Origin of the sequence: Sphingomonas kyeonggiensis (assembly GCF_014204495.1) — a bacterium.
GTDB classification, from domain to species: domain Bacteria; phylum Pseudomonadota; class Alphaproteobacteria; order Sphingomonadales; family Sphingomonadaceae; genus Sphingomonas; species Sphingomonas kyeonggiensis_A.
Genome location: NZ_JACHLN010000004.1, coordinates 121,367 through 136,474, shown reverse-complemented (window position 1 = coordinate 136,474; position 15,108 = coordinate 121,367). Strand labels below are relative to the sequence as shown.

20 protein-coding genes are annotated in these 15,108 nt (G+C 66.1%); 14 read left to right on the top strand and 6 right to left on the bottom strand.

Translation table 11 applies throughout. From position 1 onward, the window contains the following. Positions 1-51: 51 nt before the first annotated feature. Genes HNP52_RS19565 through HNP52_RS19555 form a run of 3 tightly spaced genes read left to right on the top strand, consistent with a single transcriptional unit; the run spans position 52 to position 2,190 of the window. On the top strand, positions 52-408 hold the full coding sequence (locus tag HNP52_RS19565; RefSeq protein ID WP_184169526.1) for a hypothetical protein: 357 nt from the start codon (positions 52-54) through the stop codon (positions 406-408). 1 nt (position 409) lies between these two features. Then, the gene (gene thiS / locus HNP52_RS19560; protein WP_184169523.1) at positions 410-1,414 is read left to right on the top strand and encodes a sulfur carrier protein ThiS; all 1,005 of its coding nucleotides are present in this window, start codon (positions 410-412) and stop codon (positions 1,412-1,414) included. After that, a complete protein-coding gene (locus HNP52_RS19555) occupies positions 1,414-2,190 on the top strand; it encodes an alpha/beta hydrolase (RefSeq protein ID WP_184169520.1) in 777 nt (258 codons plus the stop codon). The genes thiS and HNP52_RS19555 overlap by 1 nt, the downstream gene beginning before the upstream one ends. 148 nt (positions 2,191-2,338) lie before the next feature. On the opposite strand, the gene HNP52_RS19550 is transcribed toward HNP52_RS19555, so the two are convergent. Beyond that, positions 2,339-2,935, bottom strand: coding sequence for a trans-aconitate 2-methyltransferase (locus HNP52_RS19550; RefSeq protein ID WP_184169517.1), 597 nt, complete (start codon positions 2,933-2,935; stop codon positions 2,339-2,341). 91 nt (positions 2,936-3,026) lie between these two features. Between HNP52_RS19550 and HNP52_RS19545 the strand changes: the two genes are divergently transcribed. Together HNP52_RS19545 and HNP52_RS19540 are read left to right on the top strand one after the other, a co-directional pair. Next, positions 3,027-3,230 (top strand): CsbD family protein, encoded by a 204-nt coding sequence (locus HNP52_RS19545; protein WP_184169515.1) that lies wholly within the window; start codon positions 3,027-3,029, stop codon positions 3,228-3,230. A 212-nt stretch (positions 3,231-3,442) separates the two neighbouring features. After that, on the top strand, positions 3,443-4,000 hold the full coding sequence (locus HNP52_RS19540; protein ID WP_184169513.1) for an ankyrin repeat domain-containing protein: 558 nt from the start codon (positions 3,443-3,445) through the stop codon (positions 3,998-4,000). A 97-nt stretch (positions 4,001-4,097) separates the two neighbouring features. Here the strand turns inward: HNP52_RS19540 and HNP52_RS19535 are convergent, their stop codons facing one another. After that, positions 4,098-4,904, bottom strand: a complete 807-nt coding sequence (locus tag HNP52_RS19535; RefSeq protein ID WP_184169511.1) for an SDR family oxidoreductase — start codon at positions 4,902-4,904, stop codon at positions 4,098-4,100. 75 nt (positions 4,905-4,979) lie between these two features. On the opposite strand from HNP52_RS19535, the gene HNP52_RS19530 reads away from it, so the two are divergent. Beyond that, positions 4,980-5,462: a helix-turn-helix domain-containing protein gene (locus HNP52_RS19530; RefSeq protein ID WP_184169509.1), complete on the top strand. Its 483-nt coding sequence runs from the start codon at positions 4,980-4,982 to the stop codon at positions 5,460-5,462. 15 nt (positions 5,463-5,477) lie between these two features. Here HNP52_RS19530 and HNP52_RS19525 read toward each other — a convergent pair whose 3' ends face one another. Together HNP52_RS19525 and HNP52_RS19520 are read right to left on the bottom strand one after the other, a co-directional pair. Next, on the bottom strand, positions 5,478-5,717 hold the full coding sequence (locus tag HNP52_RS19525; RefSeq protein WP_184169507.1) for a hypothetical protein: 240 nt from the start codon (positions 5,715-5,717) through the stop codon (positions 5,478-5,480). 76 nt (positions 5,718-5,793) lie between these two features. After that, positions 5,794-7,446 carry a thiamine pyrophosphate-binding protein gene (locus HNP52_RS19520; RefSeq protein ID WP_184169505.1) on the bottom strand — a complete coding sequence of 551 codons (1,653 nt, stop codon included), beginning with the start codon at positions 7,444-7,446 and terminating at the stop codon, positions 5,794-5,796. 179 nt (positions 7,447-7,625) lie between these two features. Here HNP52_RS19520 and HNP52_RS19515 point away from each other — a divergent pair, with 179 nt between their 5' ends. Both HNP52_RS19515 and HNP52_RS19510 read left to right on the top strand, forming a co-directional pair. Beyond that, a complete protein-coding gene (locus HNP52_RS19515) occupies positions 7,626-8,243 on the top strand; it encodes an SMI1/KNR4 family protein (RefSeq protein WP_184169503.1) in 618 nt (205 codons plus the stop codon). A 28-nt stretch (positions 8,244-8,271) separates the two neighbouring features. Then, the gene (locus HNP52_RS19510; RefSeq protein ID WP_184169501.1) at positions 8,272-9,021 is read left to right on the top strand and encodes a glutathione S-transferase family protein; all 750 of its coding nucleotides are present in this window, start codon (positions 8,272-8,274) and stop codon (positions 9,019-9,021) included. Here the strand turns inward: HNP52_RS19510 and HNP52_RS19505 are convergent. Both HNP52_RS19505 and HNP52_RS19500 read right to left on the bottom strand, forming a co-directional pair. Next, complete coding sequence (locus tag HNP52_RS19505; protein ID WP_184169499.1) at positions 9,018-9,497, bottom strand: hypothetical protein; 480 nt, start codon at positions 9,495-9,497, stop codon at positions 9,018-9,020. The two genes, HNP52_RS19510 and HNP52_RS19505, sit on opposite strands and share 4 nt — an antisense overlap. Positions 9,498-9,641: 144 nt before the next feature. After that, positions 9,642-10,160 (bottom strand): outer membrane protein, encoded by a 519-nt coding sequence (locus HNP52_RS19500; RefSeq protein WP_184169497.1) that lies wholly within the window; start codon positions 10,158-10,160, stop codon positions 9,642-9,644. Between the two features lie 217 nt (positions 10,161-10,377). Between HNP52_RS19500 and HNP52_RS19495 the strand changes: the two genes are divergently transcribed. From HNP52_RS19495 to HNP52_RS19470, 6 genes are all read left to right on the top strand, one after another. Continuing rightward, complete coding sequence (locus tag HNP52_RS19495; RefSeq protein ID WP_184169495.1) at positions 10,378-10,659, top strand: hypothetical protein; 282 nt, start codon at positions 10,378-10,380, stop codon at positions 10,657-10,659. Between the two features lie 101 nt (positions 10,660-10,760). Beyond that, a complete protein-coding gene (locus HNP52_RS19490; protein ID WP_184169493.1) occupies positions 10,761-11,477 on the top strand; it encodes a CoA transferase subunit A in 717 nt (238 codons plus the stop codon). Continuing rightward, positions 11,474-12,541, top strand: coding sequence for an HAD family acid phosphatase (locus tag HNP52_RS19485; protein ID WP_311768519.1), 1,068 nt, complete (start codon positions 11,474-11,476; stop codon positions 12,539-12,541). The genes HNP52_RS19490 and HNP52_RS19485 overlap by 4 nt, the downstream gene beginning before the upstream one ends. Continuing rightward, positions 12,541-13,191: a 3-oxoacid CoA-transferase subunit B gene (locus HNP52_RS19480; RefSeq protein WP_184169491.1), complete on the top strand. Its 651-nt coding sequence runs from the start codon at positions 12,541-12,543 to the stop codon at positions 13,189-13,191. The genes HNP52_RS19485 and HNP52_RS19480 overlap by 1 nt, the downstream gene beginning before the upstream one ends. Positions 13,192-13,258: 67 nt before the next feature. Further along, positions 13,259-13,942 carry a ferritin-like domain-containing protein gene (locus HNP52_RS19475; RefSeq protein ID WP_184169489.1) on the top strand — a complete coding sequence of 228 codons (684 nt, stop codon included), beginning with the start codon at positions 13,259-13,261 and terminating at the stop codon, positions 13,940-13,942. 175 nt (positions 13,943-14,117) lie between these two features. Further along, on the top strand, positions 14,118-15,080 hold the full coding sequence (locus HNP52_RS19470; protein ID WP_184169487.1) for an NAD(P)-dependent oxidoreductase: 963 nt from the start codon (positions 14,118-14,120) through the stop codon (positions 15,078-15,080). The last annotated feature ends 28 nt before the right edge of the window (positions 15,081-15,108 follow it).

The following is a 15,108-nucleotide window of genomic DNA, read 5'->3' as shown; positions in this document are numbered from 1 at the left end:
GGGATGTTTAACGCTTTGGTTGGTTTCGTAGGGGCCATCTTAGGTGCCGCTATGACCTGGTGGTTTGGGAACCATCGCGATCGAGAAGCTTCTCGCCGGGCCATCACTCAAAAGTACTATGAGGAGTTCGCTCAGGCTTGCTTCACCAATCTAGGAATGGCTGCAAGCTACGAGGACCGCCGCCGCTGGGCGATAGCTTGCAATACACTCTACCTGATGGGTTCTGCGACGGTTTTTGAGCATGTTGAGAGGCTGCGAGCCTTCGCCGAAAAAGCCGATATTCAAGGGTATGAACGTGAACTCGCAGCGACTATCTGGGCGATGCGGTCTGAGCTGGGCATCAGATCACCGACAGAAGAACCTCCACACCGGCTGGCCCTTTGGGCAGCCCCAGTTCCTGAGAGTTGATATGCATATCGACGGCACCGTTTCCATCACCGTCAACGGCGAGCACAAGCGGGTTACCGCGGGCCTGACCATCGCCCAGCTGGCCGAGGAGCTGGGGCTGGTCCCCGCCAAGCTGGCGGTGGAGCGCAACCTCGAGGTCGTCCCGCGCTCAACGCTGGACCAGGTGATCGTCGAGGATGGCGACGAGCTGGAGATCGTCCACTTCGTCGGTGGCGGCGACCACGGCAAGCCCGTGGACGAAGACACATGGAGCGTTGCGGGCAAGACCTTCCGCTCGCGGCTGATCGTCGGCACCGGCAAGTACAAGGATTTCGAGCAGAACGCCGCCGCAGTGGCGGCCAGCGGCGCCGAGATCGTCACCGTGGCGGTGCGCCGGGTGAACGTCAGCGATCCGAACGCGCCGATGCTCACCGACTATATCGATCCCAAGAAGATCACCTACCTGCCCAACACCGCCGGCTGCTTCGATGCCGAGTCGGCGATCCGCACGCTGCGCCTGGCGCGCGAGGCGGGCGGCTGGGAGCTGGTGAAGCTCGAAGTGCTGGGCGAAGCGCGGACGCTCTATCCCGACATGGTCGAAACCCTGCGCGCCACCGAGATCCTGGCGAACGAAGGCTTCAAGCCGATGGTCTATTGCGTCGACGATCCGATCGCCGCCAAGCGGCTGGAGGATGCGGGCGCAGTGGCGATCATGCCGCTGGGCGCGCCGATCGGCTCGGGCCTGGGCATCCAGAACCAGGTGACGATCCGGCTGATCGTGGAAGGCGCCAAGGTGCCGGTGCTGGTCGATGCTGGTGTGGGCAGTGCGAGCGACGCCGCGATCGGCATGGAGCTGGGCTGCGACGGCATCCTGATGAACACCGCGATCGCCGAGGCCAAGGACCCGATCCTGATGGCGGCGGCGATGAAGGCGGCGGTGGAAGCCGGGCGGCTTTCCTATCGCGCCGGGCGCATGGCCAAGCGCCGCTACGCCGATCCGTCGAGCCCGCTGGCGGGCCTGATCTGATGCGGGGCGCTGCTGCGGCGCTTGCGCTGCTGGCGCTTTCGGCCTGCCATCCCAAGCCCGCCAACGTGCCCAAGGAGGCACGCTCGATCTCGGCCGAGCCGGTGACGCTCACCGCGGCGGACGGAGTGAAGATCGCCGGCGTCCATACCGGCGTGGAGAAGCCCAAGGCGCTGATCCTGCTCTTCCACCAGGCCGAATCGGGCAAGGACGAATATGCGACGATCGCGCCGCGCCTTGCCACCTGGGGCTATGCCTCGCTGCGGATCGACCAGCGTACCGGCGGCGAGCTGTTCGGCGGAAACGCGACCGCCAAGGGCGTGGGCGTGAAGCCGGGCCATGTCGCGACTCCGGCCGAATATCTGGCGGCGAAGCCGGATCTGGAGGCGGCGCTTGCCTGGGCCGAGGCGAAGAAGCTGCCGGTGATCCTGTGGGGCAGCAGCTATTCGGCCTCGCTGGCATTCCTGCTCGCGGCCGAACATCCCGAGCTGCGGGCGGTGATGGCCTTCTCGCCGGGTGAGTATTTCGACGACAAGACGCTGGTGACCAAGGCCGCGGCCAAGGTTCGGGTCCCGGTGTTCGCGACCTCGGCCAAGGACGGGCACGAGATCGACGCCGCGCGCGACATCCTTGCCGCGGTGCCGGGTGCCAAGGAGCAGTTCGTGCCCAAGCTGGGCGGCGTGCATGGCTCCTCGACCTTGCTCCGCGCGAAGAACCCGGACGGGTCCGAGCCGGCCTGGTCGGCGGTACTGGCGTTCCTGCAGAAGGTCGCGCCGTGAATTGTTCCCCTCCCTGGAAGGGAAGGGCTAGGGGTGGGTGGAGGCTTGGCGATACCGTTGCGTCAGGCTGCGGCCCCACCCGTATGCGGTCAAAGACCCACCCCCAACCCCTCCCTTCCAGGGAGGGGAGTTCGGCGGGCAGCGCGTATCAGTGCGGCCGTCGCACCAGCCATACCGAGCGGCCGCCGGTCGCGGCGTCCTCGGGCTTGTAGGCGACTTCGAACAGGCCGGTCTTCGCGAACACCGCGCGATATTCGGCCGGATCGGCGCTGGCGTGGAAGAGCTCCTCGCCGAACTGGCAGCCCATTGCGGTGCCGCGTGCCGGGCCGGTGTTGAACAGCAAGGTGCCCCCCGGTGCCAGCCAGGGCGCTAGACGCGCGATCAGGGCGAGCTGGTCGTCGGCGGGCAAGTGGAAGGCGCTGTCCCAGGCGATGATCCCACCATAGGCGGTGTCGAGCGGCGCGCTGCGCATATCGGCGACGATCCATCGCTCGCGCGGGAAGCGGGTGCGGCACAGCGCGATCATCTCGTGCGAGGCATCGACGCCGGTGACCGGGTGATGATGGGCGATCAGGTAGCGGGCGATCGGCTCGCCGGCCCCGCAGCCGAGATCGAGCACCGGTGCGCCCTTCGCCACCCCCAGCAGAAAGCGGTCGAGCCAGGCGCGTTCGGCGAAGCGCTTGCGCCGCTCATGGTCGAACGCATGCGCATGTCGTTCATAATGTTCGGCAATCCGCTCAGGCATGACGGAACCCATTTCCAGCGCGGACCGTTGTTTCAGTCGAACGGATGACAAGCGCGGCCAAGCGCCAATCCGCGGCTAGGAGACTGGAATCATGGGCGAACTTACCGACAAGATCAAGGGCAACGTCAACGAGCTGGTGGGCAAGGCCAAGCAGGCCATGGCCGGCGATCCCGCCGACCCGCAGCGCACCCATGCCGACGACAAGCTCGATGCCGAGGGCAAGGCCCAGGAGCTCAAGGGCAAGGGCCAGCAGTTCATCGGCAAGGTGAAGGGTGCGCTCGGCGACGATATCTGATCCGCCCAGGCGGATACTCGGGTGAGGCCGCTCCGGGAAACCGGGGCGGCCTCTTTGTATGGCGGGCGCTCGCGTTTAGGATGCGGCCATGGTTTCGAAGACCAGCCTCACCGAAAGCGTGCGCGGTCACCGGGTGGAAGCGGTGCCTACGTCCCGACCTGCTTGGCCACCGCGACGAGCGCGGGCGAAACTGGCTCCATCTGGCCTGTTCGGTGCCCGGCACGCCGATCGCGATGGCGGAATTGCTGCTCGGCCTGGGCCTGGGGCTCGACGATGCCGCGTTCACCGAGGGGGAATGGCGGGCCACGCCGCTCTGGTTCTCGATTTCCCGCGGACGGAACTATCCGCTGGCCGAATATCTGCTGAAGCGCGGCTGCAATCCCGATTTCTGCCTGTTCGCCGCCGCCTGGAACGAGGATCGCGTGACGATCCGGCTGTTGCTGGCGCATGGCGCGGATATCGAGGAGGGCGCGGGCCGCGGCGAGACGCCGCTGCTCGGCGCGATCGGCTGGAGCAAGTTCGGCCCGGCGGAGGAATTGCTGTTGGGCGGCGCCAATCCCGATGCGCAGGACGGCAAGGGACGTACCGCGCTGCACCTGATGCTCGGGAAGGGCAGCGCGGCCGGGCATTTCGCGATGTTCGTGGCGGCCGGCGCGCGCGGGGACATTGCCGATGCCGATGGGCGGACGGCGGTGGAGCTGCTGCGGCGGAAGCGCGATCCGGTGTGGAAGGCGATCGCGGAAGGGCTGGCGAGCATCTCATCCCGCTGACCTGTTCCCCGGCGAAAGCCGGGGCCCAGAGTCACAAGCGGGACGGCGGAGAAACCCTGGGCCCCGGCCTTCGCCGGGGAACAGGTTGGTGGTGGGCTCAGGCCTCCACAACTTCGCGATAGCGCGGCGCGACGTCGCGCTTCGAAAGGTGCGGGCCCATGGCGAGGCGCGCCTCGGTATAGGCGGTGTACAGCCCCTCGTCGGCGAGCGGCGGGATCGTCACGGTCTCGCCCCGATCGAAGCCGAGCAGCGATGCGTCGACCAGGTCGTCCACGCCCATCACGAAATCGGCGGGGAAGCTGTCGACATCCTTGCCCGACCGCTCCCAGATCTCGGTGCGGGTAGCGCCGGGGAGGACCGCCTGGACGCGCACGCCCAGCGGCTCGAGCTGGCCGGCGAGCGAGAGCGACAGGTTGAGCAGGAAGGCCTTGGAGCCCGAATAGGTGCCGTCATACATCTCCGGCACGAAGGCGAGCACCGAGGCGATGTTGATGATCGCGCCGCGCCCGCGGGCCTTGAACGCCTTGCCGGCAGCCGAGGCGAGCAGGGCGGGGGCGGTGATGTTGAGTGCGATCAGCCGCTCGATCGCCGGACCCTCATTGTCGAGCAGCCCGCCGTTCAGCGACATGCCGGCATTGTTGACGAGCAGGGTGATCGCCGCGTCGGTTGCGAGGCGCTTCGCGACGCGGTCGAGATCGTCGCCATCGGTGAGGTCGGCGGGAAATACTTCGATGCTACGCCCGGTCTCGGCGGTGAGGCGATCGGCCAGCGCCTGCATGCGGGCGGCGTCGCGCGCGACGAGGATCAGGTCGTGGCCGCGCTTCGCCAGCCGGTCTGCATATACGGCGCCGATGCCGGTGGAAGCGCCGGTGATCAGGGCGGTGCCAAGGGTGGAATCAGTCATGGGTCGTCTCCGAAGCGGCCCGGAGATCGAGTCGCTTGCAATTTAATAGTGAGTCACTATCATTATGCAATGGATATGAGCGAAGAAAAAAATCGAACCTGCTGCCCGGTCGCCCGCGGGCTGGAGAAGGTCGGGGATGCGTGGAGCATGCTGATCCTGCGCGATCTCTCGCTTGGCCTGCGCCGGTTCGAGGAATTACGGGTGAGCCTGAAGATCGCGCCGAACATCCTCACCGCGCGGCTGCGCGCGCTGGGCGAGGCGGGGCTGGTGGAGAAACGGCGCTACAGCGAGCGCCCGCCGCGGGACGAATATGTGCTGACCGAGGCCGGGCGCGATTTCCTGCCGGTATTGCACGTGATCGGCGAATGGGGCCGGCGCCACAATGGCGAAGGCGGCACCAGCCGGCTGGTCGATACCGAGACCGATGCGCTGGTCGAGCCGATGGTGATCGACCGGCTGACCGGCAAGCCGCTGGCCGATGCGAAGCTGCGCCTGGCGCAGCCGGACGATCCGCTGGTGTCCGGCACTGCGCCGAAGCGCTCGTGGTTGCTGGACTGAGGCTGTGCTCCCGGATCAATCCGGGATGTAGAAGCTCCACAGGTCGCTCTGCAGCTTGTGGGCGGCGAAGCGGACCGGGCGGGTCTTCGGGCCGATCTCGCAGATCATGTGCGAGAGGATGTCGACCGGCACCATCGGATCGGGCAGGCGGACGGTCTCCGCGTTGATCCAGCGCCATTCTTCCTTCCAGACCTGACGGTTCTGGATGGTCAGATTGTCGCCCTTGCGCCCGACGTGCAGGTGCCGCCAGCCCATATCATGCCTCTTCGATTGAATCCCTGTTTCAGCATTATAGCGGGCAGGGACCCCTCGCGACGGCACCCGGCCGTCTTTATTTGCTCCGCAGACCCGAGACGGTGAGCCCCGGGGTGATGAACTCGATATCGGTTTTGAGGTGGAGCAGGCGCAGGCCGTCGCGCTCCAGCACCCGGGCGAGCGCGGGCGCGAACTGCTCGGTCGTCTCCACCGTCTCGGCCCAGCCGCCATAGGCGCGGGCGAGCGCGGCGAAATCCGGATTCTTCAGCGTCGTGCCCGAGAGGCGCGTGGGGTATTCGCGCTCCTGGTGCATGCGGATCGTGCCGTAGGTCGAGTTGTCGATCAGCAGCACGATCAGGTTGGCGTCATGCTGGACGGCGGTGGCGAGCTCCTGGCCGTTCATCATGAAGTCGCCGTCGCCGGCGAGCGCGACCGCGGTGCGATCGGGGAAGCGGATCGCCGCCGCCACCGCCGCCGGCACGCCATAGCCCATCGCCCCGGCAGTGGGGGCGAGCTGGGAGGGGTGGGCTGCATAGGGCCAGTAGCGGTGCCACCAGCTCGAGAAATTACCCGCGCCGTTGCAGATGATCGTGTCCGCCGGCATCGCCGCGCGCATCGCCGCGACGCACTGGCCGAGATCGAGCGCCACGCCGTCGCGGGGCTTGGGGGTGGACCATTCGAGCCACTCGGCATGTGCCTGTTCGGCGTCGAAGCCCGGAAGCTCGACTTCCTCATCGGCGGCCAGCGTCGCTGCGAACTCGAACGGCTTGGCGCAGATCGGCAGGTCGGCGAGATAGACGCGGTTGAGCTCGTTCGGGTCCGGATGGACGTGGATCAGCGTCTGCCCAGGATGATCGGGGGTGACCAGGGTATAGCCGTCGGTCGTCGCCTCGCCGAGGCGCGCGCCGACCACCAGCAGCAGGTCGGCATCCTTGATCCGCTGGACCAGCTTCGGGTTCGGGCCATAGCCGAGATTGCCGGCCCAGACCGGTGAGGTGTTGGGGATCGCATCCTGGCGACGGAACGCGCCGGCGACGGGCAGGGCGATCCGCTCGGCGAACTTGAGGAAGGCCTCGCCGGTCTCGGCATCCCAGCCGGCCCCGCCGACGATCGCGACCGGGCGCTTGGCCTCCGCCAGCAGTTCGTACATCTGGTCGAGATCATAGCCGTCCGGCGCCTGGAGCGGCGGAGCGAGTTCGGGCCGGTCTACCGCCTCGACTGCGTCGCACAGCATGTCCTCGGGCAGCGCGATCACCACCGGCCCCGGCCGGCCGGACATGGCGACGGCATAGGCGCGGGCGACATATTCGGGGATGCGGCGGGCGTCCTCGATCTTGGTCGCCCACTTCGCCAGCGGGGCGAACATCGCGGGGAAATCGACTTCCTGGAAGCCCTCGCGGTCGCGCATGCCGCGGTCGACATCGCCGATGAACAGGATCATCGGCTGCGAATCCTGCATCGCGACATGCACGCCGATCGAGGCATTGGTCGCGCCCGGGCCGCGGGTGACGAAGGCGACGCCCGGCTTGCCCGTCATCGCGCCATCGGCGCAGGCCATGAAGCCGACCCCGCCTTCCTGGCGGCAGGTGACGACGTCGATCTGCGGCGTGTCGTGCAGCGCGTCGAGCACGGCGAGGAAGCTCTCGCCCGGCACGTGGAAGATACGGTCGCAGCCCTGCGCAACCAGATTGTCGACGAGGATCCGGCCCCCGGTACGTTTCGCGGTCATGGCACCTTGTCTAGCGAGGCCGGGCGGCCAGACCAACCCGTGCGATTGTTGCCGGCGTATAGGCTGCGGCAATGGCGCGAACCGCCGCGAACTATGTCCGATCCGGAGTCTTCTGCCCCGTCCGATGCTGTTCGGCGTCCCCGTCCCACGATAGAAATCGGTACGAAAGGGGAACGGAAATGGCTGAGGATTTCAAGTCCGCGTTCGATGCGTGGCTCGTCTTTCTGAACGATCTCGGCTTCGCCGCCGAAGCGCAGCTCAACCCTCCGGCGACGAAGTCGGAGATCATGGCCGTGGAAGCGGAGATCGGCTTCCGCCTGCCTGACGACCTGCGGGAACTCTACCTGCGGGCGGATGGGCAGAAGCGGTTCCATGCGCCCATCGATCCCACACCCGGGACGATCGTGACGCCCCTGTTCGGCGGATATGAATTCGCTTCGCTCTCCCGCGCGATCGATGACTACCGGACCTGGGTGGACGTCATCGACGAATGGGGCGACGAGAGCGACCCGAACGAATGGATTACGCTGCGTGTGGGCGATGCGCCGGTCGCGCGCGAATATTTCCGGCGCGGCTGGTTTCCGTTCGCGATCGATGGCGGGGGCAATGCCTATGCGGTCGATCTCGCACCGGTTCCGGGTGGCACCTATGGGCAGATCATCGTGATCGGCAGTGACGAGGACGAGCGCCAGGTGCTGGCCCCGGGGCTCACGGCATTCCTTGTCGCAGCAGCCCAGTGCGAGCCGCTATGGGAGGAGGGCGATGGTCCGTTGCGCTTTTTCGAGATAGAGCTCTGATCGGGAATGGCGACAGGTCGGAGGCCCAATGCTCATCATCGGCAACCATGTCTCGCCCTATGCGCGCAAGGTGTTCGTCGCGCTCGATCACAAGGGCGTCGATTATGAGATCGATCCGATCGTGCCGTTCTTCGGGACCGAGGAATTCACCCGGGTAAGTCCCTTGCGCCGGATCCCGGTGCTGATCGACGGTGATCTGCTGCTCAACGATTCGACGGTGATCGCCGAATATGTCGACGAGCGCTGGCCCGAGCCGCCGCTGATGCCGCGGAGCGCCGCCGACCGGGCAAAGGCGCGCTGGCTGGAGGAGTTCGCCGACAGCCGGCTGGGCGACCTGATCATCTGGCGGCTTTTCTACCAGAAGACGATCGTCCCCTATGTGTGGAAGCGCGAGATCGACCATGCGCTGGTCGAGAAGACGATGATGCAGGATCTGCCCGAGGCGCTCGACTGGATCGAGGCGCGGGCGCCGGGCGAGGGCTTCCTGTTCGACCATGTCTGTACTGCCGACTTCACCTATGCCTGCTTCTTCCGCAACGCTTCGCTCGCCGGGTTCGAAGTAGACGTGGAACGCTGGCCGCGCACCGCCGGCTGGCTGGAACGCGTGCGTTCGGTGCCGGCGTTCGCGGGCACGATGCCGCTCGAAGCGGCGATCTTCGGCGTGCGCTCGGCGGACCGGGCGGAGGCGCTGCGGGCGGCGGGCGCGAAGGTGGCCGAGCGCAGCTATGGCGACCGGACGGCGCAGCGTTCGATCATGCTGGAAGATGGGCCGGCTTAGACTATCACGCTCTGGATCGGGGCCGGATAGTGTTTGACGAACTCCCATCCCTTGCCGTTCTTTTTCAGAACGATCGTATCGCGCGAGATTTTATCGGTCACCTCGACAAAGGCGAAGGTCCCGGAAAAAGCCGGCGTCGAAAGCGTGGCCCTGGTCTTGCAATCCAGTTTCAGCGCATTGTCGATGAGGCTTTCCAGGTCGAGTGCGAGGTGGACGTCCCTGGATTGGGCAAGCTCGTTCGCGCGGATGATGGCGGCGTCCCGCTCCTTGTCATGCCAGGGGATGTGATAGCCTGATGGCCGCCTGGTCTTGAGTGCCAGGCAGGTCGTTACGGGCTGCGTCTTCGCTACCTTCTCGAGGACCGCGCGCTCATCCGCGGTTGCCGGCGGCAGCAAAAGCCAGGCAGCGCCGAGGAATCCCGCCAGGGCGAGTGCGAGGAGGGCGAACCGGAAAAGCGTGGGTCGGCGCAAGTGCACGGCCGGAGCGTGCCTGAAGCGCGCGGGACGGGCAATGCCGACACGCATCCGTTACGGGGCTTGTCCCCGCCGCGTCTCCCGAACGGAAAAGGGCCGCGCGGTTGCCCGCGCGGCCCTCCTTGCTGTCCGGATTTGTCGGTTCGCTTAGAAGCGAACGCCGACGCCCGCGACGACCTGGTCGCGGTTCAGGTCGATCTTCTCGTAGCGCGAGTAGCGATACTCGACCTTGCCGAAGAAGCGGCCGAAGTTCTTCTCGACGCCGGCGCCCAGACGGTAGCCGTCGTTGTTGATGCCGTCGTTGCCGACGCTGATGCGGGCGTTGGTGTAGCCGGCCTTGCCGTAGATCAGCGTCGAACCGCCGACGACGAAGCCTGCGCGACCGCCGACATAGAGGTCACGGCCGGCTTCCACGCCACCTTCCTTGGTGGTCGCGCCGGTGATCTCGGCGTCGGCGCCGATCACGATGTTGTTGAACTGCTTGTCGTAGCCGATGGCGCCGCCATAGACGAAGCCCGAACGGCCATCACCCTCGGAGCCGACGTGATCCCAGCCGCCTTCGGCTTCGATGCGCGGGCCGTTGAACGGCGCGGCGCTGTCCTGCGCGAAAGCGGGAGTTGCGGTGGCTGCCACGAGGGCGAACGCGGACACTGCGAGAATTCGCATTATATTTCCTAACTTTGGACTTATTTACTCAGGTTCGGATGGCCATCCGGGGCTCTACGTAGGCCTCCGATTCCGCAGTGCAATATGGCAATTTAATTACAATTTCGGCGTGTTGCCTTTGTGCCACACCACCATTTTCGATCATGTTCTGTTCAGGTTGGCCGGGAAGCCGCTTGCATGCCCTTGCGGCCCATGGCGGGCTTGCTAGCATGCCGCCATGGGGGAACAGCTGACAGCCTTTGCCGGGGTGGCCATCGTCTTTGGCCTCACCTTCCTGCTGATGCGGGCGATGTGGCGCCAGATGCGCCGGGTCAACGCACACACCGCGGCCGAAAGCCGGCGCAGAGCGGAAGAGGAAGAAGAGCGCCGCGGTCGTGCTCCGACAGAGCGCTGGGACGAAGGGCAGGGCCGGTACGTCCCGACGGAAGGCGATCCCAATGAGGAGCTGATCCGCCAGGGGTCGCGCGCTCGCTCCAACCCGTGGCCCTACGATCCCTGAACGCCGCCGCTGCGCCACGAAGTTGAAAGTCGGTTCAGGTTTGCTTGACCGGCAGGCTGCGCCCGGATTATCGCCCCGGCGAAGTCAGGAGAGAATCGCCGATGAAGAAGCTCTATCCCAACGCAGAAGCAGCGCTGGAAGGGCTGCTGTTCGATGGCATGACGATCTGCGCGGGCGGGTTCGGCCTGTGCGGCATCCCCGAGCGGCTGATCGACGCGATCCGCGATGCGGGCACCAAGGACCTGACGATCGCTTCCAACAATGCCGGTATTGATGGCGAAGGGCTCGGCAAGCTGCTGCGCACCCGCCAGGTGAAGAAGATGATCTCGTCCTATGTCGGCGAGAACAAGGAGTTCGAGCGCCAGTATCTCTCGGGCGAGCTCGAGGTGGAATTCTGCCCCCAGGGGACGCTGGCCGAACGCTGCCGCGCGGGCGGGGCGGGCATCCCGGGCTTCTACACCAAGACCGGCGTCGGCACGCTGGTGGCCGAGGGCAAGGAAGTGAAGGTCTTCGACGGCGAGGAATATATCCTCGAGCGCGGCATCCGCAGCGACCTGTCGATCATCAAGGGCTGGAAGGCCGACGAGAGCGGCAACCTGATCTTCCGCAAGACCGCGCGCAACTTCAACCAGCCGATGGCGACCGCGGGCAGGATCTGCGTCGCCGAGGTGGAGGAAGTGGTGCCGGTCGGCGCCCTCGATCATGACGCCATCCATCTGCCCGGCATCTATGTGAAGCGGCTGATCGTGGGCGCGCCCTACGACAAGAAGATCGAGTTCCGCACCACCCGGCCGCGCCCCGAGGCGCAGCAGGCGTGACCAGCCGCCTGGCGATAGCCGGCCTGGCGCTTGCCGCGACGGGCCTTTCGGGTTGTGTCGCGGCGGTGGCCGCGGTGCCGCTTATGGCCGGCGCGCAGGTGGTCAAGACCACGCAGGACGGCAAGGCGCGCAAGCAGAGCAAGCGCGAGAAGCAGGCCGTGCCGCGCGCCGGGGATGTCTATGTCACCGAGGACGGCAAGAAGGCGCAGGTCACCGGCCTGACCGCGTTGCCGCCGCCCAGCGGCGCGCCCACCGCGGCAGCCGTCGCGCCCGGCAAGGTGCCGCCGGAGATGCAGTTCCTCTATGGCTCGGGCGAGGCGTCGGCGCTCAGCCTCCAGGCATATGCCGCGCTGTGGCGCTATCTGCATGACGAGCTGCGTTTCCGCCGCGACAAGAGCCAGATCAGCTCGGTGGTGATGACGCGCGATTCCACCCTGACCTCGCCCAAGTTCGATACCTGCGGCAAGCGTCCGCTCGCCGTGGTGTTCGATGTCGATGAGACCGTGCTGCTCAACCTCGGCTTCGAAAGCGATGCGGCGAGGCGTGGGCCCGGCTATGACCAGGGCCGCTGGACGCGCTGGGAAGAGACCGGTGCCGACAAGGTCGACGCCGTGCCCGGCGCCGCCGAGACGATCGCCGCGATCCGCGGCGACGGCATCACCGTGATCTACAACACCAATCGCTCGGCCAGCACCGCGGCCTTCACCATCGATGCGCTGAACAAGGCCGGGCTGGGCCCGGTGACCCTGGGTGACACGCTGATCCTGCGCGACGACAGCGCGCCGAGCGGCAAGGACGAGCGGCGCTGGAAGATCGCCGAGCGCTATTGCATCGTCGCGATGGGCGGCGACCAGCTCGGCGATTTCAGCGACCTGTTCAACGCCAAGGACCTGTCGACGCCGGCACGACGCAACACCACCGGCAACACGCTGATCGCCCCGCTCTGGGGGCGCGGCTGGTTCATCCTGCCCAACCCGGTCTACGGCTCCGGCCTCAAGGGCGGGATGGACGAGGTGTTCCCCAAGGACAAGCAATGGGCCGATCCGGCCGAGGAGAAGAAATAATGGCCTGGACCCGTGACGAGATGGCGGCGCGCGCCGCGAAGGAGCTGCAGGACGGCTTCTACGTCAATCTGGGCATCGGCATCCCCACGCTGGTGGCGAACCATATCCCGGAAGGGGTCGAGGTGACGCTCCAGTCGGAGAACGGCATGCTCGGCATCGGCCCGTTTCCCTTTGACGACGAAGTCGATCCCGATCTGATCAACGCCGGCAAGCAGACGATCAGCGAGCTTCCCCAGTCGGTCTATTTCGGCTCGGAGCAGAGCTTCGCGATGATCCGCGGCGGCCATATCGATCTCACGGTGCTCGGCGCGATGGAGATCAGCGAGACCGGTGACATCGCCAACTGGATGATCCCGGGCAAGATGATCAAGGGAATGGGCGGCGCGATGGACCTGGTCGCCGGCGTCAAGAAGATCATCGTGGTGATGGAGCACAACTCCAAGGACGGCGCGCCCAAGTTCGTGCCGAGCTGCGACCTGCCGCTTACCGGCAAGAATGTGGTCGACATGATCATCACCGATCTCGCGGTGTTCCAGCGCCCGGATCACGGCTCGCCCTTCCGTCTCATCGAGCTGGCACCGGGCGTGAGCGAGGAAGACGTCGCGGCGAAGACCACCGCGAAATACGAAGTGGCGCTGGCTACGGCATAAGTTGCTGCAGTGCCGCATGGACGCGAATTAATTGGCCGGGGGCTGCGCAAGGGCGTAGCCTCCGCCCATGATCGACTGGTTCCGCCGCCGCTACCTCGACCTGCTCGGTTCGATCTACATCTATAACGAGCATCGGGGCTATACGAGCATCGACCGGGTGCTCGAGGCCGTGAAGGCGCGTGCGCCCGATGACCACGCCCTGATCGCCGCGATCGAGAAGCACCGCGCCGACGAGCGCAAGCATTATGTCATGTTCAAGCGCTGGTTCGAGCTGCGGGGCGAGATGCCGCTCCAGGTCGATCGGACCTGCGGCCATATCGACCGTTTCGTCGAGATCATGTTCCGCCGGACGATCGACGAGCTCGATACCAAGCGGATCATCGCCGAGGATGACCAGTTCGAGAAGCTCTGCCGGGTGATCTCGCTTACCGAGCAGCGCGGGCACAAGCAGGTGGAGATCCTGCTCAGGCATCCGCTGGTGACCGGCGACAAGGTGCTGATGAAGATCTTCCGGATCATCGAGAAGGACGAGCCGAGCCACTGGGCCCCCTATGAAGGCTGGCTCAAGGCGAACGGCAAGCGCGAGTCCCGTTGGTGGGAACGGGGGATCGACACCTTCATCCATTCCGAGCTGCTGTTCCTCAAGCTGCCGGTGCTGTTCCTGAACTTCCGGGTGAAGCGGCGGACGGAATGGCAGGACGCGCGCGAGCCGGCGGAGGCCAAGGCTTCGCCGGTGCCGGCGCTTTCCTAGCGGATTCCGCATTTCCTTTCCCCGGCGAAGGCCGGGGCCCAGACTAAACAGTGCGCGGCGAAGACGCGCCAAGGCGCGTGACTTTCAAGTCTGGGCCCCGGCCTTCGCCGGGGAAAAGCTACTTCGCCGAGGGTGACGATTGAGGGCGTGGGGCGCCTGCGCTACCTCCCCCCTCATGCGCATCCTCCTGACAGGCTCGTCCGGCTGGCTCGGCCGCTTCCTCGCGCCCCTGCTGCGCGCCAATGGCCACAGCGTCACCGGCCTCGATGTCGCTCCCGGCGTGGACACCGATATCCTCGGCTCGGTCGCCGACCGCACGCTGATCGATCGCATCTTTGCCGAGCATGGCATTGAAGCCGTCATCCATGCAGGCGCGCTGCACAAGCCCGACATCGTCCGCTATCCCGCCCAGGCGTTCATCGACGTCAATGTCGCCGGCACGCTCAACCTGCTCGAGGCGGCTGCGAAGACCGGGCATGACCGGTTCGTGTTCACGTCCACCACCTCGCTGATGATCAGCCAGGCGATCCGCGACGAGGCCGGTGACGCGGCGGTGTGGCTCGACGAGGCCTCAGGCCCGCTCGAGCCGCGCAACATCTACGGCGTCACCAAGCTGGCCGCCGAGCAGCTGTGCCGGCTCGCCTGGCTGAACGACGGGCTCAACTGCGTCGTGCTGCGCACCAGCCGTTTCTTCCCGGAAGATGATGATACCCACCATGCGCTGTCCGGCGAGAATATGAAGGCGAATGAGCTGCTTAATCGCCGTCTCACGGTAGAGGACGCGGCGCGGGCGCATCTGGTCGCGCTGGAGAAGGCGCCAGAAATCGGCTTCGATACTTGTATCGTTTCTGCGCCGACACCCTTCTCGCGCGAGGATTGCTCGGAACTCAAGCGCGATGCCGCCGCGGTGATTGCCCGTCATTTCCCCGATGCACCGGAGTTATATCGTGCAAAGGGATGGGAACTTCCCAGGAGCATCGGCCGCATCTATGACGCAGCCCGCGCCGAGCAAAGACTCGGCTTTCGGTGTGAGACCGGGTTCGCAGAAGTTCTGGATACGCTGCGCGGCGGGAGGCCACTGCCTTTCGCGCATGATCCGTCTTACGTCTCCCCTAAGGAAGGTCCGGCCGCGGTGTAATCCGCCGGGGTCGGCTGTGTATTAGTGG